The sequence below is a fragment of the Pedobacter sp. PACM 27299 genome (genome assembly GCF_001412655.1).
Lineage (GTDB): Bacteria > Bacteroidota > Bacteroidia > Sphingobacteriales > Sphingobacteriaceae > Pedobacter.
Genome location: NZ_CP012996.1, coordinates 4,833,408 through 4,858,776 on the forward strand (window position 1 = coordinate 4,833,408; position 25,369 = coordinate 4,858,776).

The 25,369-nt window shown below is 40.1% G+C and carries 11 protein-coding genes and 1 other RNA gene; 7 read left to right on the plus strand and 5 right to left on the minus strand.

The window, feature by feature from the left end; genetic code table 11:
• Nucleotides 1-181: 181 nt before the first annotated feature.
• From AQ505_RS20355 to aroC, 4 genes are all read left to right on the plus strand, one after another.
• Entirely contained in the window at nt 182-1,018 is an 837-nt protein-coding gene (locus AQ505_RS20355) for a prephenate dehydratase (protein WP_062549869.1), read from the plus strand.
• A gap of 66 nt (nt 1,019-1,084) precedes the next feature.
• Nucleotides 1,085-2,224: a chorismate mutase gene (locus AQ505_RS20360; RefSeq protein ID WP_062549870.1), complete on the plus strand. Its 1,140-nt coding sequence runs from the start codon at nt 1,085-1,087 to the stop codon at nt 2,222-2,224.
• 2 nt (nt 2,225-2,226) lie between these two features.
• Nucleotides 2,227-3,480: a 3-phosphoshikimate 1-carboxyvinyltransferase gene (gene aroA / locus AQ505_RS20365; protein ID WP_062549871.1), complete on the plus strand. Its 1,254-nt coding sequence runs from the start codon at nt 2,227-2,229 to the stop codon at nt 3,478-3,480.
• Between the two features lie 24 nt (nt 3,481-3,504).
• A complete protein-coding gene (aroC, locus tag AQ505_RS20370; RefSeq protein ID WP_062549872.1) occupies nt 3,505-4,599 on the plus strand; it encodes a chorismate synthase in 1,095 nt (364 codons plus the stop codon).
• Between the two features lie 90 nt (nt 4,600-4,689).
• Here the strand turns inward: aroC and AQ505_RS20375 are convergent, their stop codons facing one another.
• Nucleotides 4,690-7,113: an alpha-ketoacid dehydrogenase subunit alpha/beta gene (locus AQ505_RS20375; RefSeq protein ID WP_062549873.1), complete on the minus strand. Its 2,424-nt coding sequence runs from the start codon at nt 7,111-7,113 to the stop codon at nt 4,690-4,692.
• Nucleotides 7,114-7,245: 132 nt separating this feature from the next.
• Between AQ505_RS20375 and AQ505_RS20380 the strand changes: the two genes are divergently transcribed.
• From AQ505_RS20380 to ssrA, 3 genes are all read left to right on the plus strand, one after another.
• Nucleotides 7,246-7,638: a DUF1573 domain-containing protein gene (locus AQ505_RS20380; protein ID WP_062549874.1), complete on the plus strand. Its 393-nt coding sequence runs from the start codon at nt 7,246-7,248 to the stop codon at nt 7,636-7,638.
• Between the two features lie 61 nt (nt 7,639-7,699).
• On the plus strand, nt 7,700-8,902 hold the full coding sequence (locus AQ505_RS20385; protein WP_062549875.1) for a pyridoxal phosphate-dependent aminotransferase: 1,203 nt from the start codon (nt 7,700-7,702) through the stop codon (nt 8,900-8,902).
• Between the two features lie 28 nt (nt 8,903-8,930).
• Nucleotides 8,931-9,297, plus strand: a transfer-messenger RNA (tmRNA) gene (gene ssrA, locus AQ505_RS20390).
• A gap of 677 nt (nt 9,298-9,974) precedes the next feature.
• Here the strand turns inward: ssrA and AQ505_RS20395 are convergent.
• The 4 genes from AQ505_RS20395 to AQ505_RS20410 form a co-directional block, all read right to left on the minus strand.
• Nucleotides 9,975-10,859, minus strand: coding sequence for a hypothetical protein (locus AQ505_RS20395; protein ID WP_062549876.1), 885 nt, complete (start codon nt 10,857-10,859; stop codon nt 9,975-9,977).
• A 297-nt stretch (nt 10,860-11,156) separates the two neighbouring features.
• Nucleotides 11,157-13,817 carry a shufflon system plasmid conjugative transfer pilus tip adhesin PilV gene (gene pilV, locus AQ505_RS20400; RefSeq protein ID WP_062549877.1) on the minus strand — a complete coding sequence of 887 codons (2,661 nt, stop codon included), beginning with the start codon at nt 13,815-13,817 and terminating at the stop codon, nt 11,157-11,159.
• A 230-nt stretch (nt 13,818-14,047) separates the two neighbouring features.
• Nucleotides 14,048-18,982: a hypothetical protein gene (locus AQ505_RS20405; RefSeq protein ID WP_062549878.1), complete on the minus strand. Its 4,935-nt coding sequence runs from the start codon at nt 18,980-18,982 to the stop codon at nt 14,048-14,050.
• Between the two features lie 56 nt (nt 18,983-19,038).
• Nucleotides 19,039-25,344, minus strand: coding sequence for a hypothetical protein (locus AQ505_RS20410; RefSeq protein WP_062549879.1), 6,306 nt, complete (start codon nt 25,342-25,344; stop codon nt 19,039-19,041).
• Nucleotides 25,345-25,369: the final 25 nt, after the last annotated feature.

Genomic DNA, 25,369 nt, shown 5'->3' on the forward strand with positions numbered 1-25,369 from the left:
TTACTACTTTAGTAAGAGCCGGGACTGATATGCAACATAAATCATAAGATAAGAGTGTATATGAAAAGTCCCGGCCTAAAGCCGGGACTTTTTTTTTAAAAAAAATTTTGGACCCCGCAGAAGAACAGCAATACCATCCTTCCGCAAGCGATAAGAACCACAGAAAATTCAATTAGGCAAAATGAAACAGAAAAAAACAAGAGTAGCAATTCAAGGTATTAAAGCGTCATTTCATGAAGAAGCCGCTTTCAAGTTCTTCGGAAAAGACATTGAAACCATAGAATGTAATTCTTTTAAGCAGACTTGCGAAAGCCTGGAAAACAAGCAGTCTGATTTTGTAATCATGGCTATTGAAAACTCTATTGCGGGTAGCCTTTTACCAAACTACACGCTAATCCGTGAGTACAATTTCGCCATCGTTGGTGAGGTTTACCTGCCGATTCAATTGCACCTGATGGCTTTGCCAGGGGTTAAATTTGAAGACATTAAATTTGCGACTTCCCACCCTATTGCGATTCGTCAATGTGTAGATTTCTTCGATGATTTCCCACACATCCAGGTGATTGAAAGCAATGATACTGCAGCTTGTGCAAAACGCATTAAAGAAGAACAACTAACTGATACCGTGGCTATCGCAAATACATTAGCTGCAGAATTATACGGACTAAATATCATTGAAAGAAGAATTGAGTCCAACAAAAAGAATTATACCCGTTTCCTAGTGTTAAAAAAAGACAAAACAGACGATCTGCCAGAAATCAACAAAGCATCTATCTGCTTCCAGGTAGGTAACCATGTTGGTGCCTTATCTAAAGTGCTCAACATCTTTGCGGAACAGGAAGTGAACTTGACAAAAATCCAAAGTATGCCGGTTCTTGGAAAAAGAAATGAATACTACTTCTATGTAGATATGGAATGGAACAGCAATGAGCAATATGACAAAGCCATCCGCCAAACTTTAAAATATACGGTCAACTTCAATATCATGGGAGAATACCTAAGAAACGACAAAGTATAATACAAGAAAAACCCCGATACAAATAGAAAACCCTTCATAAAACATACAATAAAAACCCCCAAAAAAATGAAATTACAATTGAACATCCAACCAATCAGTACTTGGTTGAACACCAACAACGAACCACTAATCATTTCAGGACCATGCAGTGCAGAAACTGAAGAACAATTGTTAACTACCGCACATTTACTAGCTGCAACAGGTAAAGTATCTGTACTTAGAGCTGGTATCTGGAAGCCTCGTACCCGTCCAGGAGAATTCGAAGGTATCGGAAGCATTGGATTAGAGTGGTTGAAAAGAGCAAAAGCAGAAACAGGCTTACCTACTGCTGTAGAAGTTGCCAACGCAAAACATGTGGAAGAAGCTTTAGCAGCTGGTGTAGACATCCTTTGGATTGGCGCACGTTCAACTGTAAATCCATTTTGTGTACAGGAAATTGCTGACGCTTTAAGAGGTGTTGACGTTCCAGTATTGGTTAAAAACCCAGTTAATCCTGATCTTCAATTGTGGATTGGTGCATTAGAGCGTATCAATGGTGCTGGTATCACTAAATTAGGTGCGATTCACCGTGGTTTCTCTTCATTCGAGAAAAGCTCATTCCGTAACGAACCAATGTGGGAACTTGCGATTCAATTGAAAACATTATGTCCTGATCTTCCGATCATCAACGACCCAAGTCATATCTGCGGTAACCGCGAATTAATCCCTTACATCTCACAAAAAGCATTGGATTTAGACATGCAAGGTCTAATGATTGAGTCACATGTTGACCCATCAGTAGCTTGGACAGATGCTAAACAACAAGTGACTCCTGCAGCTTTAAGCGAGCTTGTAGAGCGTTTAACTGTTCGTGAACCAGAATCTCAAAACGAAGCATTTGTAGATCAATTGGCTGATTTACGTAAGCAGATCGACAAAATTGACGATCAGTTGTTACAGAAATTAGGTGAGCGTATGGCGATCGTTGGTAAAATTGGTGAGTTCAAACGTGACAACCAGGTAACGATCCTACAAGTTAACCGTTGGGATTCGATCATGAATAAAGGTAAGGCATTTGCAAAGGCTTTGAAATTAGACCTGAGCTTTACCGAGAAATTCTTAGAATTGGTTCACGGTGAGTCTATCCGTAAACAAACAGAAATTATGAATGCTGGCAAAGCAGAAAAAGGTCTTGCAGCAGAAACACATACAGAAGTTAAATCTTAAGAATGAGTAAGCATGCACTTGTTTCTTTTACCGGAAACACAGAAATCCATACAGAGATCACCCTTACGGGTTCAAAAAGCGAGTGCAACAGGGCATTAATCATTAGTGCTTCAAGTAAAGGAGCGGTAAAAGTAGAGAATATGTCTATCGCTGCCGATTCCGTAACACTTGAACGCATCTTAAATCAGATTTCAACCGCAGCTCCACATCAACAAACCGTTGATGTGGGACCAGCGGGTACTGCCATGCGCTTTTTAACGGCTTACCTCCCTACTCTTCCAGGTCAGTTTTTACTGACTGGTACCGAAAGAATGAAACAACGTCCGATCGGTATTTTAGCAGAAGCTTTGAAAGCAGTAGGCGCGGATATCAGCTATGCTGAGCAAGAAGGCTTCCCACCGTTGAACATCCAGGGTCCATTAAAACAAACTCAGGCAACTGTGAAAATTAAGGGAGACATCAGCAGTCAGTATATTTCTGCCTTGCTAATGATTGCCCCGACTTTGGAACAGGGTCTTACTTTACAGATTGAGGGCGAATTAACCTCCCTTCCTTATGTCAACATGACGCTGAATATGCTGGAAGAAGCTGGTATCAGTCATTCCTGGGATGGTCAAAATATCAGCATCAAACCACAGCCTTTTAAAGCGGCAACGCTAGTAGTAGAGCCAGATTGGAGCGCTGCTTCTTACTGGTACAGCATTGCTTGTCTGTCTGAAAAGGCAGAAATCTCGCTTCCTTATTTAAAGGAAAAAAGCTTGCAGGGCGATAGCCGAATCCGATCTATCATGACTGCTTTTGGTGTAAAAACAGCAACTACAGCTCAAGGAATTACGCTTAGCTCTACTGATAAAAATTTCGGTGAAGAAGTTTTAGACCTTAAAGATTGTCCGGATTTAGCACAAACGATTATCGTATGTGCGGCTGCATTGAAGCAAAACCTTGCTTTCACTGGACTGGAGACCTTAAAAATTAAGGAAACAGACCGCGTTAAGGCGTTACAAACTGAACTTGCAAAAATTGGCGTAACTTTAAATGAAGACAACCTGGTTTATACTTTAAACTGCGAAAACCTTCATTTCCCTGAGCGTGTTACTTTCAGCACTTATGAAGATCACCGCATGGCGATGGCTTTTGCTCCGCTTAGTTTACTGATCAAAGAAGTGGTATTGAAAGAAATGGATGTGGTAGAGAAATCATATCCAGACTTTTGGAAAGACCTGGAAAAAGCAGGATTTACAGTTACAGTGATTTAAATTAACCTATAAACTAACGAAAAAATGGCAGGTAATACATTCGGACAATTATTTCGCATCAGCACTTTTGGCGAATCACATGGTGCAGCTATTGGTGTTATTTTAGATGGCTGTCCGGCACAATTGCCCATAGATCTGGATTTTATTCAGTCGGAACTGGATAAACGCAGACCCGGACAATCGAAAATTACCACACAAAGGAAAGAAAGCGATACCGTTCAAATTCTTTCCGGCGTATTTGAAGGTAAGAGTACTGGAACTCCTATTGCAATGTTGATTCCAAATGAAGACCAGCGCAGTAAAGACTATAGTCACAATACCGATGTTTACCGTCCTTCTCATGCAGATTATACTTATGATGCAAAATATGGTATCCGCGATCACCGTGGTGGTGGCCGTTCCTCTGCAAGAGAAACTGCTGCACGCGTAGCTGCGGGTGCGATTGCCAAGTTACTTTTAAAGCACCATGGCATTGAAATCTTTGCTCATGTATCTGCGGTAGGCAAAATTAATGCACCAAATCTGGAAGCTTCTTTAACTGTAGATCAGTTATTGGAGATCAGAGAAGAAAACATCGTACGTTGCGCAGATCCGGCTACGGCAAAGGAAATGATCGAGTGTATTGATGGTATTAGAAAAGATGGAGATACTATTGGTGGAAAAGTAAGTTGTATCATCAGAAACTGTCCTGTTGGCTTAGGCGAGCCTGTTTTTGATAAATTACATGCAGAGCTTGGAAAAGCAATGCTGAGCATCAATGCGGTACATGGCTTTGAATATGGTTCAGGATTCAGCGGAAGCGAAATGAGGGGATCAGAACACAATGATATCTTCCTTGTTGGAAAAGATCAGCCTAAAACACTAACCAACTTCTCTGGAGGAATTCAGGGAGGTATTGCTAATGGCATGGAAATCGACTTTACAGTTGCCTTTAAGCCTGTAGCAACGATTATGCACAACCAACAGACCATTAATGCAGCGGGTGAAGCCGCAGAAATTAAAGGGAAAGGTCGTCATGATCCATGTGTGGTACCTCGTGCAGTCGTGATTGTAGAAGCAATGGCAGCTTTGGTATTAGCAGATCAGCTTCTTAGAAATAAGAGCAGCAAATTGGATTAATCCAATCGCGGCTTAATGGTCAGAAATCTGGCTCATAAAAAAAGGTGTTCCTCATTGAGAAACACCTTTTTTTATATAAGTCAGTATTTATTAGAATATAGCGGGAAATTTAACCGCATTATGTTCATGCATCATCTGATAAACAGTTTCTACGATATCATCTACAGATGGCTTAGTGAAATAATCGCCATCAGATCCATAAGGAGGACGATGCGCTTTTGCGCTGATCGTTTTTGGCTGTGCATCCAGGCTATAATAACCTTTTTGCTCTTCTAAGATCTGCTGTAAGATAAAAGCAGATCCGCCACCTGGTACATCTTCATCTACCACCAGTAATTTATTGGTTTTCGTTAAAGACTGGGCGCAGAGTTTATCTGTATCAAAAGGAAGTAAGGTCTGAGGATCGATGATCTCTACAGAAATACCGAATTGAGCCAGTTCTTCTGCCGCTTCTTCAACCACTCTAAGTGTGGATCCATAAGAAACGATGGTTAAATCTGTTCCTTCTTTTACCACTTCGGCTTTACCTAGTGGGACGGTATACTCTCCTACATTTTCAGGAAGTTTTTCTTTTAATCTATATCCGTTCAGACATTCAATCACTAAAGCGGGTTCGTCAGATCTGAACAAAGTATTGTACATACCGGCAGCTTGAGTCATGTTACGAGGCACACAAATGTGTAATCCGCGCAATGAACCCAAGATCATACCCATAGGAGATCCAGAATGCCATACGCCTTCTAATCTGTGTCCGCGGGTTCTGATGATGACTGGGGCTTTTTGTCCGGCTTTAGTACGGTAGGATAAACTAGCCAAATCATCACTCAATACATTCAGTGCAAACAACAGGTAATCCAGGTATTGAATTTCAGCAATTGGCTTTAAGCCTCTCAACGCCAATCCAATTCCCTGACCAACAATCGTCATTTCTCTGATTCCTGTATCGGTAATTCTAAGATCACCATATTTAGCCTGCAAACCAGCAAAACCCTGATTTACATCGCCAATGGCACCTAAATCTTCTCCAAAAGCAACTAATCTAGGATCACGGCCAAAGTTTGCATCGAAACAAGCATTTAACAATTCGCGTCCATCCACCATTTTGCTGGATTCATTATACTCCGCATCAACCGCATTCACTAAGAATGGGCTTTCTTTTCCATCGGTAAATAATTTTGAATTGTATCTTTCTGCATTCAGCTCATGCTGTTCGTTATACCATTGCAACAATGCTGTTCTTTCGCTGCTCAACTGATGAACGGTTAAGCGTAATGCTTTTCTCGCAGAAGAAATCACTTCTTTACGCATTGCATCAGGCGTACTGGCCAATTGAGCGGTAATTCTCGTTATTGTAGGATTTCCGTTGGCTACGTTATTGATCAGCTCAGTTACCTGGTCTTTTTCAGTTTTAATAGAGGCAAGGAACTCATTCCAGGCTTCTTTTTGGGTATCACGAACCATTTTCTTAGCCGTGTTTTCCATTTCCAGCAATTCCTCATCAGAGATAATGGCAGATTCAATCATCCATTTACGCATCTGAAGAATACAATCGTACTCTTTCTCCCAATCCAGGCGCGCTTTATCTTTATAACGCTCATGAGAACCAGAAGTAGAATGTCCTTGTGGCTGAGTCACTTCAGTTACGTGGATCATTACCGGTACATGTTCTGTACGGCATACATCGATCGCTTTTTGGTAAGTTTCACATAAAGCCGGGTAATCCCAGCCTCTCACTTTAAAGATTTCATATCCATCGGCATTTTCATCCCTTTGAAAACCTTTGAGAATCTCAGAAATATCTTCTTTAGTCGTTTGAAACTTTGCAGGAACAGAAATTCCATATCCATCATCCCAAACAGAGATGGCCATAGGAATCTGTAATACACCGGCGGCATTAATGGCTTCAAAAAAGATACCTTCAGAAGTAGAGGCATTGCCAATCGTTCCAAAAGCCACTTCATTTCCTTCCACCGAAAAGTTTTTCAGGTATTCCAGTTCAGGGTTTTGTCTGAATAATTTCGATGCATAAGCCAGTCCGACTAATCTCGCCATTTGTCCACCTGTAGGTGCAATGTCTGAAGAAGAGTTTTTCATGGCTGTCTGATCTTTCCAATTTCCGTCTTCATCAATAGAACGGCTTGCAAAGTGACAGTTCATTTGTCTGCCTGCGGATGCAGGTTCAGCTTCAACACTAGGGTTGGCATATAATTGGGCAAAAAATTCTTTGATGGTGCAGATGCCTGTCGCAAATGCAAAAGTCTGATCTCTGTAATACCCAGCGCGCCAATCTCCATTCTTAAAGGCCTTGGCCATGGCAATTTGTGGAATTTCCTTTCCATCGCCAAAAATACCAAACTTAGCCTTGCCCGTTAATACCTCCTTACGACCTAATAAACTGGCTTGTCTACTTTCGAAAGCTATTTTATAATCGTTTACCACAATAGTCTTAAAGTCCTCAAAACTTAACTCTGAAGCATCAATAGGATTGGTAGTAGGTGTAATATCCGGCATCATAAGCAATATTAGTTAGGGCACAAAGATACATAAAATCTAAAGTATGACTTATGGCTGTTCTGTAATTTATATATTGGAATACTTTTTGATTTATGAATCAAAAGTTTAAATTTGCTTTAAATCACCATAATCATGAAAAAGTTATTACTATTATTTACATTAATTTTAGGAGTAAGTATTGCTACTAATGCTCAAACTAAACCGGCTGAGTTCAAATTTGATAAGGAGCTGAACGATTTTGGTAAAATCCCTGTTAACAAAGCTGCAACCGTGGAATTTAAGTTCGTAAACACTGGCGATCAACCATTAATCATTTCAAAAGTAGAAACGACTTGTGGTTGTACTGTTCCTGAATACACTCAAATTCCTGTTAAAAAAGGAGAAGCTGGTACCATCAAAGTTACTTATAACCCAACTGGTGCTGCAATGCCATTTAGCAAAGCGATTACGATCACTTCAAATGCTAAAACCACTACTAAAGTTTTATACATTAAAGGTGAAACTGTAGCGGCTCCTACTAAGTAATTTTATAAACGATATTTTTATTAAGACCTCGTTCTACAACGAGGTCTTTTATTTTTGCTATATGCCTAACATTTCAGAAAAAGGGTTCCAAATGCCCGCATCACCAATCAGAAAGCTGACTCCATTTGCTGACCAGGCAAAAAAAGATGGCAAGAAAGTATTTCATTTGAACATTGGCCAGCCAGACATAGCTACACCAGAAGGCATGTTAAATGCCATCAAAAATATAGACTTTGATGTATGGGCTTATACCCCATCAGAAGGCACGCTTTCTTACAGAACCAAATTAGCGGAATACTATAACAAATTAGGTTACAACATTACTCCAGCAGATATTTTAGTGACTGTAGGTGGATCTGAAGCCATCACTATTGCTATGCAAACCTGCGTAAATGAAGGTGATGAGATCATCATTCCTGAGCCTTTCTACGCGAACTATAATGGTTTCGCCTGTATGAGCAATGTAGTGGTAAAACCAATCTTATCTCATATTGAGAATGGCTTCGCCCTTCCTCCTATCGCTGAGTTTGAGAAATTAATCACGCCACGCACCAAAGCAATCATCATCTGTAACCCGAATAATCCTACTGGTTATTTATATTCTAAAGAAGAATTAGCAGCGTTGAAAGATCTTTGTCTGAAATACGACTTATTCTTGTTCTCTGATGAGGCTTACCGCGAGTTCTGCTATGATGGCAAAGAGTTTATTTCTCCAATGCATTTAGATGGATTAGAGGAGAATGTGGTAATTATGGATACTGTATCAAAAAGATACAGTGCTTGTGGCGCAAGATTAGGCTGTTTGATTACTAAAAACAAGGCAGTGATCCAATCTGGATTAAAGTTTGCTCAGGCAAGGTTAAGTCCGGGGATGGTAGAACAGATTGCCGGTACCGCAGCAGTAGACACTCCAGATAGTTATTTTGAGGCTGTGAATAAAGAATATACGCTTCGCAGAGATACAATTGTAAAAAGATTGAATGCAATTGAAGGTGTTTTTTGTCCGAATCCAGGTGGTGCATTTTACGTGGTAGCGAAGTTTCCAATTGATGATGCTGACGCATTTTGTCAGTGGATGCTGGAAAGCTTTGAGCATAACAATCAAACAGTTATGATGGCTCCTGCTACAGGTTTCTACTCTACCCCTGGTTCTGGAAAAAACGAAGTAAGAATGGCTTATGTCTTAAATACTGATGATATTAACCAAGCTATGGATTGTCTGGAAATTGCATTAAAACAATATCCTGGTAGAACTATGGCATAAATTTCGTAGATTTGTGTTACTAACACATGGGGCCGTTTTGGATTTGACAGGGTGGCGCTACGTATGTTAGCATGCAGTGCGTTGTACGGCGAGCACTTAAAAGAGAACGTTCACACTATAATTGGCGAAAATAACTACGCCTTAGCTGCCTAATTTAGAATTACGCTAGCTTTTGTCCCTCTGACTGCTGCATTGTTAGGTTAGAATATGGGGCATCGAAATAACAATGCTGGCTGCTAATAGGTACGGATTAGCGGCGAGATAAAGTACCTAAGGAAAAAGACAAGGTAGGTTTCCGGCCCGTCTGCTCCCGACAATAAATTGGAAAACAAGCATGTAGAAGGCATAACTTATCACACAACTGGACAAGGGTTCGAACCCCTTCGGCTCCACAATCAGCGAACAAGTCGGTTAAGTTTGGAAACAAACATAGCCGCCTTTTCTTTTTAAGACGGTTTAATAATTTTTTTAGTATTTTTGATACCACTCTAAACTCCTTATTGTTGACACCATGTTGACACCGGGCTTTGAAAAACTGTTGACACCATGAAAATCACACTTAAACTCTCCCTTTTTAAAGGCAAGGTATATGGAGTTGTCTTTACATCGCGATCTTCACCGGTAATTTTGAAGTTTAATTCTAGCATATGGCTAAATTACCATAGCTATTTCTTGATAAGGAAACCCTTTCTTGACAATAGAATTGTACAGAGCCTGATGATGAAACAGGAATACCAAACTTTACTCCTTTCTTTAATCTCTTTTCATGTCTCCTTTTTTTCATGTCTCCTTTATGTTTAACTTTTCAACAAAGCTATCATGAGACTCCTTTGGAAAGCAGAAGAGTTTTTGATTATAGAGCTGTTGGTCTGAAATTTATATTTAACACAAAAAACCCGGTTGTTAGCCGGGGTTTTATTGCTTTAAACTAATAACACACACACTCCACCTTATACATCTGAATTTATAAGATTTTGTAGTTTCTTATTATTTCCCTATTATAATTTATAATCCAATAAATCAAAAAAATATAATAATTAAAAATACAATAATTTAAATTAATATTTTTTTCTTAATTTGCACATTGATAGATAGTACTTCCCCTAGACCCTGCTACAAATTGGTAAACACCACCACCAGTGTGGAAGTAACCAGTTAACATAAGGCCATCCTGGCCTCTGTAATATGTTCTTCGACCTTTTTGCGTAGTTCTCAGCCATACCTCAACTGGTCTTTCCTGATTTTGACCATTTACACAAGCATCTTCCTTACTGTTACCTTCATAATACACACCTTGACGGGAGTTACTAACCAGCTTATCATAAGCTGGGTCATTAGGCGGCCAGTTGTCGGGATAACCACTTGAGGATGTCACGCTTCCCATTGCTGTAATCTCGTTTCTATCTCTAGCATTAATATAAGAAACCAGATACCACCTTACACCATCTGAATATGCGCCAGCTGCAACTTCATATCCGTCGTTTAAAACTGGGGGATCATTTTGGAAGATTCTGGTACCAATTCCAAAAGTTAAGGGCAAGGAATCAGTATAATAATTGATCCTTTCTCCGGTATTCCAATCCTGGTAAGCTATGGATGGAGAGTCGTTGCTAGCAAGAGTTACCAACCTGACACGCATTGTATATAATATTGATGAATCGCTTATAAAGGTTCCTTCTGCATTAGTAACCTGGGCCCTGAAATAAACCTGATCATCTGCTTTAAATAAATCTGTGTGATTAAATGGAATATCTTGTTCTAATGTTTGACCTAAACCGCCAATACCGGCTGGTGTGGTCCAAGCTTCACCATTAACTGAATACTGCCATTTAACTTCATCCGAATGGACGTAATAAGCGGATTTGGTTTTCACATACCCGGCGAGGGTTCCAACCCGGGTATTGGTGATCACAGGTGGATGAACAAAGGCTCTAGTGTTTAAACCAGCATCGTTCATTACGATGTAGGGTTGATTTGTCTCTACTGGAGCTAACCGTTGCTTAAACCAACGCGTCGTATTGTGCATTCGATAATTCAAGGATCCAGGGATATCTTTCAAAATGCCTAAGAAGGCTTTATTTCCCTGCTCATCATCGACTACCAGGAGTGCATCAACATAAAATAACTCTTTAATTTTGTCCTCATATTCGGGAGGAATAAGGCTGGAGAGCTATCCAGTTTTACCTCCCCTTCAATATGAATAGGTAAAGTGGCAGTCCCACCGAATAAATATTTGTTGCTTGATGCGCTCATGTTAATTGTCTTGTACGTAAAGTGACCATTGTTTGCCTGAGGTTGATGGAATGAGAAGTTTGCTGGTAGCTTTTACAATCGGAGTAGTTACCATTCCATCGAAAAATGCTCTACCATCATCTAAATCAATAGAAGCATGAACAGCTCCAGCTTGTCTAAATACCATTTGATGATTTCCATCTACATACTTAGTTTTATAGGAGTAACCAATTCCATACATACTTTCAATGGTGTTCCAGTTATCACCAATAGTCCATACTATTTTATCGGTAGTTCCAGCTGTATCATAATCACCGGCTATACCTCTAAATCCAAAGCATTTATAGTGACCTGATGTTTCGAATCTTTGTCCGGCTTGTATAGCTGTTCCAGAAAAAATACTAGCATTGTTGTATGTTCGAATCCATGTAGAATCTGACATATAAAGACCTCCTCCATAGGATTCATTAATCCATCCTGTATTTCCACTACTCCTAAACCAGTTAGAAGCACATACTGATCCTTGAAGACCTGAATCGTAACCAAAACTCCCCCTGCCTCCTGAGACGTTACCATTGGCTGAAATTCCTCCGTTTGCATATATAGTCTCAGCAATAAATGCTTCATAAGATGTCCCGGGATTATTTTTTATAGCGATTCTGCCACTTGGCTCTATTGAAATTTGAGAAGCTACCATACCAGGCCAATGGAAGGATAGGTTTGGTGACCTTCCTGATGAACTGCGAACCTCTAAATTTGCACTTTCAAAATCGCTACCTGTGCCTCCTAAAAACACACCTCTTCCGTAGACCTCTAAATTGCTAGCAAATGTGCCAGTGCTATTGCCAACGAATACGCCATCTGAAACTAATGAGCCGTTAATTCTTGTATTTCCTGAGAAATTGACATTGCCGTCAATATCAATACCATTTCCCCATATACTGACTTTTCCAGATGCTGATTGCAAGAACCCGTAATAACTAGCTGTATTAAAATCCCTATGGCCAAATCTCGCTATAGCAATATTACTAATCCATCCGTCGATCGCATATGAATGACCAACTATGGGTCCATTGAAATAAGAATTACCATTGACAGCAAAAGTATATCCTAGATCAGACGTATAACCAATATGTGTATTGCCGCTTTCAGCTATAAAAAATGGCGTTGTGCCTCTGTTATTATAAATTGAAAAACCATCTTGACTAATTCCCCAAACTCCTGAGATTAATCTGAATGAGGTTCCTTCTGAATTTAATACATTTTTTAGCTCATAATAACCATTTCCTGGGTCTGTAGCTTGTAATTGAATAGATTGCCCTTGATTGCCTTGGGTACCTCTCGCTAATACACTACGCAAAGTTTCACCTCCTGGATTTACTCCAATATACGCCTGCATTCCCTCTTGTGAAATAAGTCTTGCCTCATTAGTACCGGTAGTCCTGCCAAATATCAAATCAAAACCGGAACCGTATGCATTAGACTTATCAAAATCATAGCCATTCCACTGAGCTGAATTATAAGATAATGCCGAGGTACCGGATATATTATTGAACAATGTAGCCCCATTGTTAACATCTATAAAGGTCTGAACCGCTGTTTTGCTCTTTGGACTCCACTTGCTATCGTAACTGAAACCCATTAAAAAAGTATTCACAGCAGTTGTACCATCGCCACTATATTGTGCCTGACTTGTAGCATCACCCCAACTGTTGGCTGCATTATTCAATACTGAACCATTATTCAATCCTAGCCAGTTTTGAAATAAAGGTACCGTACCCAACTTCCCTTTTCCATCTGTACCATCTATTACTACAGGAGCAAACACAAGTGCTGCATTATTATTAAGTTCAGCACTTCGCCCTCCCCAATTCATTGCATTAGTCGCTACTGCTGCTGTTCCGGTAATATCTATTTTCCATGTACCTGTTGCGTTGTCTCCACTAGTATTCGCTTTGCCAGGCACAGTAGGTGCATCAGCTGTACCTCCAAGATCACCCGCCAATTTTAACTTTCCTTTTGACACAGCTGAAGCATCCTGGACTGTTGCATCAGAACCAGGCACCCCTTGATTTCCCTGGGCTCCCGTCGCACCGGAAGCACCTGTATCACCCTTCGGCCCCGGTGTTAACACAATGTCATTAATCGCGTCTACCACTGCCTGTGTTGTCGGGTATCTCGTGTGATCTGGATTATCCAGACTGACCGCCTTATTAGACGTATTTTCCGGGCTAAAATTCAGTGCATTCTGTTTGTCTCGCAGTGCCTGCAACGTTGCTACTGAAATTGGTTTGTCCGCATCTGAGGTATTATCGACATTCTCAAGATCAATAACGGCCTTATTCAACTGGCTAAAGAGCGCGATCTCCCCGCTTTCTCTTGGTAATGTATATATGTAATTCTGACTCTGATTTAAGGGATTTCTCAATAAACTGGCGAAGCCATTTTTTATAAAAGAAAGCTCTTCCACACTGATCTGAGTAAAGCTTTTAGTACCAGTGATGTGCTGAGTTCCACTAATATTTACGACATCAGAATTACTTTCCTCTATGCGGTCACGAAGTCGCTTAATCAGCTCCCTCAATTTAACACCTTGAGTTTTATTTAATGCTGGGTTATACACTCCAGCTGATTTAATAGTTTGATCAATATACTGATCATCGATAAATGGAATTTCCGACATGTTTTGTTTTTTTTAAATAAATGATTTATGATCTCCAGCTTCTTTGTTTAAGCTTTGGCAATACGAACTATTGAGCTGGATAAGAAGTTATCTGAATGCCTTAGTGAAATTCCAAAGTTTGGCTATCTTCAGAATTTAATTGTGAGGCACCTATCGCATTGAACACGATTTTAAATGCGTTTTCAGGGGTTAATTGTTGATTTTTCATATTTATTTTTGAATTGTTAATTTTATACAGTAAGCTCATTATCTATCAGATTAAATAAACTTGATGCATTTATGACCTGCATTTTAAACCTATGGTAAATTCGATTTCCATCCTCATCCACAGTAACTAAAGGAGTGGCTAAAGTGTATTCGGCAAGCCCATCAGATTCCGAATGGGAAACACTGTAGATTCTTTCCCAGTTACCACGGCTGTTCTGTTTAAAGAGGTAGTAAGTACCATAACTGGTAGTTGGTATCCAGGTTAATTTATGCGCTGAAGCCTGATAAATTAGTTGAGGTGCTTCTGGAGCTTGGGTATCCATCAATCTGGCTGTCAGCAATTCTGACTGATTTGAAAACACCTCTTCCCGCATTTCATTTTCATTAATAATCGTTCTGATTCCAACAAACCTGTAGTAAACTGTTTGTCCCAATGGTGCGCTACTTAGCTCAGAAAAATCATCTGTAACTTCAAACTCAGCAAGATTTGATTCTTCAATATCTACCTCAAAGTAACGATCCATCGCATAAATACTACTTGTTTTAGCCTGATCTGTGGTAGTGTAAATTCTAATTTTAGAAATGTGATCTGCTGGAGAAAAAGGTGCAACTAGAAAAGTTACCGCAACTCCGTGAACATTTGAAGCATAAGGTTTTACTTCAAACTGATTAACCAATGGCGCTGCAGCAGCAGCAACATTTAGTACGGTTACAGGTCCGGTAAACAAACTCAAAAGGCCAGGAACCAGTTGATTCGTTACTTCTGCTGCAGTATAGAAATAAAAATTTCTTGAAGATGCATTCAAATTATAATCAGTAAACCTAACATAGGTCACGTTCTCTTCTGCCGGTTTTCCGTATTTTCTTACCATCGGAAATGGATTGAAATCAGGACTTAACCCAGACAGTAAATGACCATCAACATCTCTGATGATCGGTAAAGTATTTTCTGTTTGCAGCCCCTGTTTAAGAAAACTGAAAATCGGTGGCTGCTCTGTAAGCGGCATTAATGTACCCTGAATAGCTGCGTATAATTTTTCCTTCTTCAGCGCATCAGAATCATCTGCATTTTTTAACAATACTTTATCCGGAACAGGAAAACCATAAGCCTGAGGTCTCGCTTCATAAATCTTAAATTCTAGGTCTTTGAGTGGATCAAAAATCAGGTTTGCCAGTTCATAAGCTCGCAGATTATAATGGGGATCTTCCTCCAGAGATACCAGATCAGTTAGTATCTGATGTACCGTTTCAGGCTCATAAAGTACATAAAGAATTTCTTCCAGAGTAGTCCTATAAAACATAAAACCAAATGGGTTCCTCATCATTCCTTTCTGACTTTCAGCTATCTTCATATCAAAAGTAAAAGCCGCTTTTCCTGTCTCATCCGGCCTCACCTTCAAGCCAACAGCTATAGGTGCTTCGAGTTCCACTGGTTCTTCAATTCTACGTGCCAACAGCACTACCGGCACAGATACCTGCGATACAAAATCATTTCCTGAAATTGTATCTACACTTTGTAAACCAAATAATGATTTCCTATCGTTCTCTTCATCAACAGGCAAGATGTTTGATCCGTTAAAACCATGGGGAGCCGACTCAGGGTATATATAAGCTTTATACCCTGGGTGATAGTTGACGTTAATCCACTCCCATTGATCTCTGGAATGTGTAATTGGCGACTCCTGGTAGCTGGTATCCTGTACATATAAGATCAGCGGATTGGTTTCCTCCACAAAGGCCACTTCTAACACTTTCATCTCCGCACCTTCTTTTACCTGAGGAATCCTAATCTGCCCTTTATACCATTCTACGTGTGTGGTGTTTAAAGAATCAGGATTATTTTTCTGAGGATTTCCTGGATCAAAAGGAAGGTTTTTCTGAGGATGTGCGGGCAATGATTCTGAGCAGCTGATCATGTAATAACCGGGTAGATCATCCGGACTTCCACCATCACTAAATAAAGGAATCACTTTTGCAGCACTATGCAGTCCACCGATCCAGTATTTACTGACGTTACCTTCGGAATCCACTGAGCTTTCGATATTCGGCTGCTGCGGATTGGTAAAGCTGACTAATGAAATACTTTCAGCCAAAGGCTTCCAATTTTCCTGATTACTCAGGTTCTCTACTATAGAAAACCTGCTATTCAGTTCAGGTGCACTATAATTCCTTTGTGAAGCATACAATCCCGGATCTGTTTCGTCATCAACCAGACTCAAATCATAAGCCTTTTCAATGGTAATGATCGGACCCAACAAGGCGTAATCTACCTGAACAACTCTGAACTGACCTGCTGGTGTAGACAAAATACAATCTTTAAACCTGAACAAATCTTCATGGGGAACAAAAGGCTTTACCACTGTACCATCAATCAACTTATAACTTCCGGTAGACAGCTTCAATAAAGTATCAGATCCTTTAATCGGTTGTATATTTTTAATCATTCCAATTACTTCCAAAGGGAGTCCTTGTTTGAAATGTGCTTTGATTTTATCAGGTCTTACCACAGTGGATAATTCCTCAACTGAGGTATCCTCCAGGTGAGAGACATCCACAATGTCCATCCAACTGAAAGTGGTTCTTGTAAAATTCGTATCCTGACCTGGAAAAGTACTGTTTTGATCTTTTAACCAGCTTTGTTCAAATCCCGTAGTAAAGAGTAGCTGATCTTCTTTTTGGATATATTGAACCGTCACATCGGTAGGCGGCATTAGCGAATTTTTGACTGGAATTTTAGTAGCATTGGTAGCTGCTTCATCGCTGATGGCAGAAGCTCTGGAAAACCAATTGATTCCATAGATGGCATAAAAATGCACTCCTGATTTTCTTTCAAAGTGTATGTACAAACTTGTAGGGTCATCAGGAACAGGGACCGTTTCAAGAACTCCTGTTGATGGAAATTCATCATCAAAACTATAGAATGAGCTACCAATTGCTTTTTCATGTGTAATCTCAGGTTTGATATAAGATTGCTGATTTTGTGCACGGTACTCAATACCATAAAGAACCGGTTTTGGGTTTTCAAAAACATTCTCATTTTCAATGAAAGAAAGATCAGCAAAGAAATCATGGGCTGGCATTTCATCATTAAAAGGGATCCTGCCAATATTCACCGCTCTTACATTATCTAAACTAGTATATCCCTGCTCGTCAAAACTATTGTTCAGCTCAGTATCCATTACAGGGAGACCATAATTGACCGCTCTCATCACTGGTTTTTCAGGTAAACGACTGTCCGACTTTTTTACAGGTAAGCTGGTATAGGTATAATTTATCATTTCAGCCCCGTTCAATTCCTTGCGATTCATGTACTCCAGTCGATAGATGAACTGATCATTCAACGCTGCATTTGTAGGGGTATCAATATGCCCAAGTCCGAGCATTCTTGCCATATGATAGTCCATTCCCTGCAGGTTTAAAATATCCAGGTAGCTCACAGACAGCCCGGGGATGTCTGCCCCGTCCTGATCATCCTTCAAGAGATCAACCGATCTTGGATCAACCTCACTTAATTTCAGGTAACGCGTTACTGCATCTTTAATTCCTGGCTCAGCAGGGTCTGAAGAATTCCATTTGGTCTGGTAATTGGCAATTCTTACTCTGGAACCGTTGTTGTAATGCGGCCATTTATTATCAATGGGATAAGCTGTACTTTCCAAACGCTCCATCACTTCGGCATCATCAAGGGAAAGACCAAAACCATTCCCTACAGGAGTCCATTCTGCAGAGGACCTAGTGATCAGGAAATCATGATAGGTTTCAAAAAAGAAAGTTTTAAATACACCAGTCGCTGATTTCCTAAGCCCTAAAGTTTTTATATTTTCTCCAATGAGCTCTACCTGATCAATAGCACCTTGCGGTAAAATGAGCGTCTTTCTAACATTTACCGGCTCTGAGGCTTCAACAGTATTGGAAGACTGGCAAAATGCCTCCATTTTCAGGTTAGCCTCCATTGAGGCAGAAGAATTTTGAAAACCTAAGGCTACCTTAAATGCGGTTTTGTTAATGATTCCGAGCTTAATCACTCCAGTGTAGCTATTCAGGAACTGGAAAGAACTTACTGCAGGATTCAAACTTTGAGTCAGGCGGTTATACTTATTCTTATCTGTAAAACTCAGCTTCATCCTGTTAGTAATGCGCTGTCCATTGATCGTTTTAGTGATCACATAAGTCCATTCCCTTTTGCTGTTGTTAACCACCGGCTTGTCCAACTCAAAATCGACATCCATGATTGCAGGATTGACATACGGCGTACGGGAGATGTGAGCGAAATCATCTGGCTTATTAAAACCAAGACTAGAGCCGCTGGTATTGTTATAAGTACCTTTCGGTATATGATTGGTTCCCAATTCCCCACTTAAGCTCCAGCGAAGGTGTAGTCCTTCGGCAATACCGTCTGCACCATCAGAACCCGAAGCCTGAAGGTAAACACCAGGTGAGTTATTTTTAAACCGATCATCCAGATTCCCGCAAGGATTTAACCCTAAAATGGATAGATAATCTTTAATTTCATCCAAAGCTTCGAGTACCGGAATCAGCGCATCATCAATCGCTGCTTTTCCTTCTTCAGTAATTTCAGCACTTCTGCTGCAAAGCGCTTGCAGCATGTTCAGTACGGTTTTGAAATCAGAACCATAACCATCATTGCTATCGTCCTTATATCCTACCCAAAAATCCAGGCTGGAGAAATCAACAGCATCAAAGTCGCCAAAATCATATATGAAATTTCTGCCACTTCCAGGATTCATTGAAACTTCTTCTACGCCATTAATAATCCCAAGGATTCTGATAACCCGTAGATATAATTTACGCAGGATGTCATTTTTAAAAAGTTTAAGCAGCCCTAATGCTTTCGCATTAAGGGCTCCACTATCTTCTAAAGCTTGTATTGAGAATAAACATGCTGATAATTCATTGTAATCAGCACAAAAGGCATAAGCCCTGCTTCTTGTCGGCATTGAGAAATATTTTATAGGTGAAATCAATAATTAAATTCCGTTTAAGAACGGATTGATTAAACAGCTGCTGTAATAGGGATTACAGGACTGGTGTAATCTTCATGCAAAGTCCGATAGTCATTGCCGTTGAAGATTTTATATCTGAAGTTCAATTGCATATCGGCTGCAGGAATTTCCATAGCTGCATTGGTTATAAAAACAGCTGAAGTATCCCTGGAATGGATGTAGATCAATTGACCCGCAGCTGAAATGACCTGACCAGCTGAGGACAGTATCATTTTAACAGTATTTGATAATTCTGACAGCGGAAGCTTAGGATCATTGAAAGGTTCAGGATTTCTGATTAAAATCCCAAGGATCTTTCGATCTGCTGGATCCTCCGGGTTGACATTAATCACAGGCTGGATCACCGTATGCGAAATCGCCTCCGGATTTTTCAGTCTTAGACCGCCATAAATTAATCTGTCGAACTTAACCGCATAATTCAGTACTGCCTCGGGATCATTTTCTGAATCATTATCTATCAGATTTTGTAAGGTACCTCTGATCTCCTGATTGGTAAAACCTACAAATTCCGGATCAATGGCATACACTGGGTTTTCTGCTGAGCTATCGAGGATAAAACTGCCTGCCTGTGCGGCAAAATTAGGGAAAGCGGAAGTTTTGAAACTAAACTTATGTACTTCTTCTTTTTGCTCCTCTTCTCCCTGAGGCTGATAAACTGCATTAAACAGTGCCGTATAAAGTCTTTTTGGCTCCAGATCAGGAAGGTGATATGCCCCTTGTTTTGTTCTCTTTTTAATGGCGATTGGATTGGCATTACAAGAGTCCGATAGTGCCGATAAGTTCATCAGGAATAAAATCTGCTGGTCTGGTGGCAGCGAGCGGAAATTATCAAGGGTGATTTCCTGATCAGGTAATTGCTCCCATATTAACTCCGGATTTATCGCTTCACCAAATGGATCAACTAACTGAAGTTCCAACCTGCTTTTTACCTCTGGCAGGCCTTTGTAACTATCCCAATTGGCATACATTGCATGAATATATGGCTTGGTAAATAGTAAGCTGATTTTTGGATCCTGACAGAAAACAGGTTTACTCAAATCATAACGGCTTAATGCATCAGGAAATGACCGTTCGTAATCAATATAATGTTTAAGGTTAGCCAATTTAAATTCAGCCGCACGATCCTGGGCTGCCAACTCTTTATAGACCTTACTTTTCTGCTGAAAATGGCCAATAGGTCCGGCAGTTTTAAATCCAAAAACATGGGTTTTAACCGTTCCTGAGCTCGAATTTCCTTTTGTTACTTTATCCCTCGTTTTAACTGCAATCGCAAAAGTAGTATCAGGCCGCCATACCGGTTGAACCGTTTTGCTCATTCCATCTCCAAGCACTTGAATCTCATTGATCAAGCCTTCTTCTGTGACATCATTTTCTTCCTTTCTGCGTTGTAAGCTTTCAGAAAGATAACTGATCTGATTCAGCATGGTAGCTCCCTCAGTATGCTCATAGGGCTTAAACACATTGTCTAAAGCGATACTTGTTTTTAAGATCTGATCGATGTAAAGGTTCAGTTTTCCAGTTTCTCGATCCACAGAGAGGAATATATTTTTATGCTGTTTCTCTGTGAGCAGACCTGTATTACAATCCAAAGTATACGTATCTGTACTTTCCACTACAGTATGGCTATGTCCATCATAAACTGTCAATACCACCTTGAACTGTGGGATCGTATTCTGATCATACGCTGTCTCTGCATCACCAGGTGTTTCCTGAATCAGCTGCATAACAAAACCTTTCTTTTCTCCTGTACTGAAATCTTCGTTTACCTTGTACATCAATGTGGATGCTCCAGCAATGAAGGGATTAAAAACTGTCAGAAGTTCAAATGCAAAACTTCCATTCTCCACTTTCAGATCAGGGTCATACGGTACATAAAAAGCATCAGTTCTGGCAGTGAATGAATAGCTGGAGTTTATCGTTTCTACCTGATTTTCATCCTTCTGATAAAAACAAGGAACCTTGTCTGGGCTTCCTAAGATCATTCCAAGATTTCTTCCGAGCTGGTCGTTGCTATTGTTCATTTTCCAATAACCTACCTGTCCTGACATCTGATCGTAGGTTTTATTTAGTACCTCTTCTGCATTCAGACTTCGGTTAAATAACCTGGCGAATAATATGGACTTGTCTAATTCCTGCAGCTCATAGTTCGTACCTGTATCGTAATATCCACCCATTAAAAGATCTGCCTCAAAATCCAGCATTTCATTTTTGAAAAACTTAAGCACGACTTTGTTTATAGGATTGGCCAGGTCATTGTAGATTAAACTACTATTCTGATTCCAATCGAAAAGCTTTTCTTCTTTTCTTTTGACATCTTTTCCTAATAGTTTCCCTAATAAACCAGGCCTATTGACTCTGCTGAAGTAATCGACGAGGATATTATTTTCATTTGGTCCGAAGTCCAGTTTCAAATAAGAAACAGGCTTTGATAAGTGAATCGTCATCATCCCCGTAGATGCTGCCAATTCCAGGCTATTTCCACCGTAACTACTGTTATAAGTTACCTTAGCTTTAACACCATCAAGAACAAACGTTTCTCCTTTAAAAGAGAAATCAATATTTTCTTCATAAATCTTATCCAGAGCTTCCGTTTTCCAATTGATGACCGTTTCTTTATTAACCGTTTCGAAGCAGAATAGGTCTTTACTCTTAAAATTCAATCCGTCCAGATCGGCTGCAGCACTAGTGGTCTGGTTCGCATAGCTGAACATATTCTGAGACATCAGGCGAATTTTATTGTACTTATTCGGCTCTGTAAACTGCCAGAATCCATCCTTAAGTGTACTCAAATCAATCGCATTTGCACCAGTGTTTTCAGAGGTAATAGCGGTTACTGCTTCATAAATATGATAAGGCTGCCATGAGCCTACACCTGAAGGATTCCAAGCATAAATATCAAGGCCTGTCAGTTCATATTCATGGCGGATCTGATCACCCAATCCTTTTTGAGGAGGCATAAACTCTGAATAACCATCAGGAAGCTGGTTGGCTCCTCCACCCAATTTTGAAAGTCCTGGTTTAACTGGCTTCAGTAGTTCAATGTCAATAAAACTATCCATCGGAATCGTAAAATTGAGCTCAGAATTTTGATCATTAAAATTGTATTTCCAACGTCCGTCACCTGGGATTGGAATAGAGTTCAGCTCCATACCGATGTCCTGGTTTATATAGTTCAGCTGAAAGGTTTCATTGGATAAAATATTGGTTGCTACTGCTGGCAGATAGCCTTTTTCAGGATCCGGCAATTGCAGCACTTCAACCGGTTGCAGCAGTGGTCCATCATTATTATTAATGTACCAGCTGACTTCAAATCTGAATTTAATATTCTTAATTGGCCATGGAAGTTTTAATTTAATTTCCAGTGATCCTGAAATATTGAAAGGGTGAGGTGCTTCCACAGCAAGGCCAATCTGTACGGCTAAACCTAATTTGATAAAGAAGATTTTCAGATAAGCGTATCCCCCAAACTGGATAAACGCACCAATTTGTACCGGCTTAATACTGATAGATCCGCCCATATCCAGGAAGGCACCAATACCGACTGCCACTGGACCGAATTTTTTGTTAAAATCAAACCTTGCACCGGCTCCTGCTTTAAACCCACGGGAGGAAATCATCAAATAAGCATAACCATTAAATAAGCTCAATATTTTCGCCCTTACTCTTGCATTTTCCGGTTGATCTTTACCAACATTCAGGTACCATCCAGAGGAGTTATTAAAGAAGAAGGCCATGTCGAGGTTACCACTTAAGGAGAATAAATCCCCATCAAAAGATCCCCCTTCCGGAAGTCTATAATTAACCCCAAGATTACCTCTGAATGAATTTCCATCAATGGCAATAAAGGCACTGAAAGGAGGATCAACATCATCTTTCAACCCTATTCTGGACCTTAAAATCCCTGCTTGCCCCTGTATTAAAAACACATCTGGTAAGCCCAGTAATAAAAATAGTTTGCTGGAGAATACCTTTCCTGAATCAAAAGCAGTAGCAATAGAAACACCTGCCCCAACAGAATATCCAGCCTTATCGGCAAACTTATCCAGTTCAATACCTTCACGCTTGGTAATTGTACTCTTGGTTTTATAATAATCCCACCAGGAACCGGTTTCCGGAACCTGAGGTGTTGTAGCAGATTTGGAAGGCAGGTAATGTTGTCCGATCAGACCTCTGAAACCATAGATCCCTAAACCCGTAGCTCCTAAAGGAATTGGGGTAGAAAGTTCCATACCAATGTCTACAACGAATGCTGGAATATTTGGATTCATCCTCATTCCAGCGCTTCCTGCCATTTTTAACTTAGGCATGGAGAAGGATACAGAACCCGTGTATTCTGATCCGGCATTCGAACCAGATATTGTCGGATCAGGATTGTTCATACTCAAATAACCATTGAGCAGGAATGCCGCATTATCTTTACTTGCATTACCGGGTACGGTCAGGTCAATTCCGATTTTATCAATACTGGCAAAACTATCAAATGGTTTATCCTGATCGTTATCGTCAACTGTGAAATAGTATTTAATTCCGTTACCTGTCGCATTGACACCTGCTCTTCCTGTATTGATCATTCCATCGAAGCCGAAGAAACGATATTTACGCTCGATGCCATTATGTTTTCTGGTGTAGGCACCCAGGGAGATATTATTTACCTCCAGTTTTACCGGTCCTACTGACAGACGGAAAGATTTAGGAACAGCCAGGCCTCCGCCTTCAAACTCAATATCCCCATTACTCCAGATGCGGAGCTTCTGAATGTCAATTCCTTTAGGCAGCACCTTCCCTAAACCTGGCAAATCTGCAATAAAATCAAGCTTCCCTGCTACCTCTACATAGAATCCACGGTCTTGCTTACCCAGGCTCAGGCTTCTTACCTCTAGTTCAAAAACCTTCGGCAAAGTGATTTTCAAGGGCGATCCCGTAGATAGAGCGGTCATATTGAAATCACCATTATCCATAATTTGTGCCTGAATATCAATAACTGCAGGCAAGCCATCCTGTTTAAAGTGACCGATCGTTAGTTTACCTTTGATATCACATTTGATAATCGAGTTTTGCTGAAAATTAATCGCAAACCTATTCAATTCCACATCGAAATTACCGAATTGCCTATGCAGCAAACCATTTGACTCTAGTGCGATCTTACCAGAAACACCACCTGTACCAATTAAAAGATCGTCTCCAATAATTTTCGCACTCAGCTTTTGCTGATGGTCTTCACCAAATTTATTAAAACCGATGACCGCATGCTTTACATACAATCCCATAAAATCCGGTAAATAGCCTGCTGCATCTGCTTCCGGAATATTTTTTTTTCGGCTTAGGTCGAGCTTTGCATTAGTGAAACCAATCATTAGACCAGTATTTCCAATCTGTGAATATTCAGGAACCAGTGATCCTGCCAATTCCAGTTGTGAACCAATACCTGCTTCAGTATCTGCATAGAAGGTAGCCTTTGCAAATTTAAACAGTGTTTTGGCATTGGGAATCGCAGTACCATCAGCTGTTACTGGTTTTAGTACATGACTTGGGAATTCTATACCTGCAGCTAGTGTTAAAGTCGCTTTGATTTTAGGGATCAACAGCTTTTTTATATAGTTCTCAATACCTTCAGGTACCATGGAGACATAAAATCGCTCCAAATTGTCCTTAACTATGGAAGTATCCGTATCCAAAATATAAATGGCAAACATCACTTCAGAAATGCTTTCTGGAATATTCGGATTTGTAGAGATGATAGCAGCTACCTGTTCCACAGTCACTTCTCCTTCTAGAGGCAAAGCGATTTGAGCATTGGGGTATGCCTCATTTATGGCATCAATTACATTTTGAAATTTTAATCTTGTGCTTTCTTCCTCTTCCACAAAGCGATTGAGCACATGTGCAATCACCTGTTCTTCTGATATTCGAAAGATCTTAAGACCTAGCTCAAAAAAAGCTTGTGGTGTAAATGCAAAGCTATCCAGGTTGAATGACCTTAAAAAAGCAAGTACTTCCCATTGGTATTGCAGGGAAACAGGAAATGAAGAGATACTGGAATCTTCATCAGGATTAAGAACCAGTCGCAAACCAAATGGTAAATCTATACCCAGGCTTTTTGATATGATATCCAGACTGTAAAATGCAGAGTCCCCTCTTGGGCTTCTGGAATATTGAAAGTTCTTATAATGGATGTGATCCAGAATAGAACCCAACCCATTTTCCGCAAAGTGCAAGAACTCTGGAAGATCATCCACCTTGATCACTTCTGATAAGGCAGGATAGTATCTTTTGGTTATGGCTGTTGTTTCTGACATAGTCATTTGTTTAAATTTTTGGGCA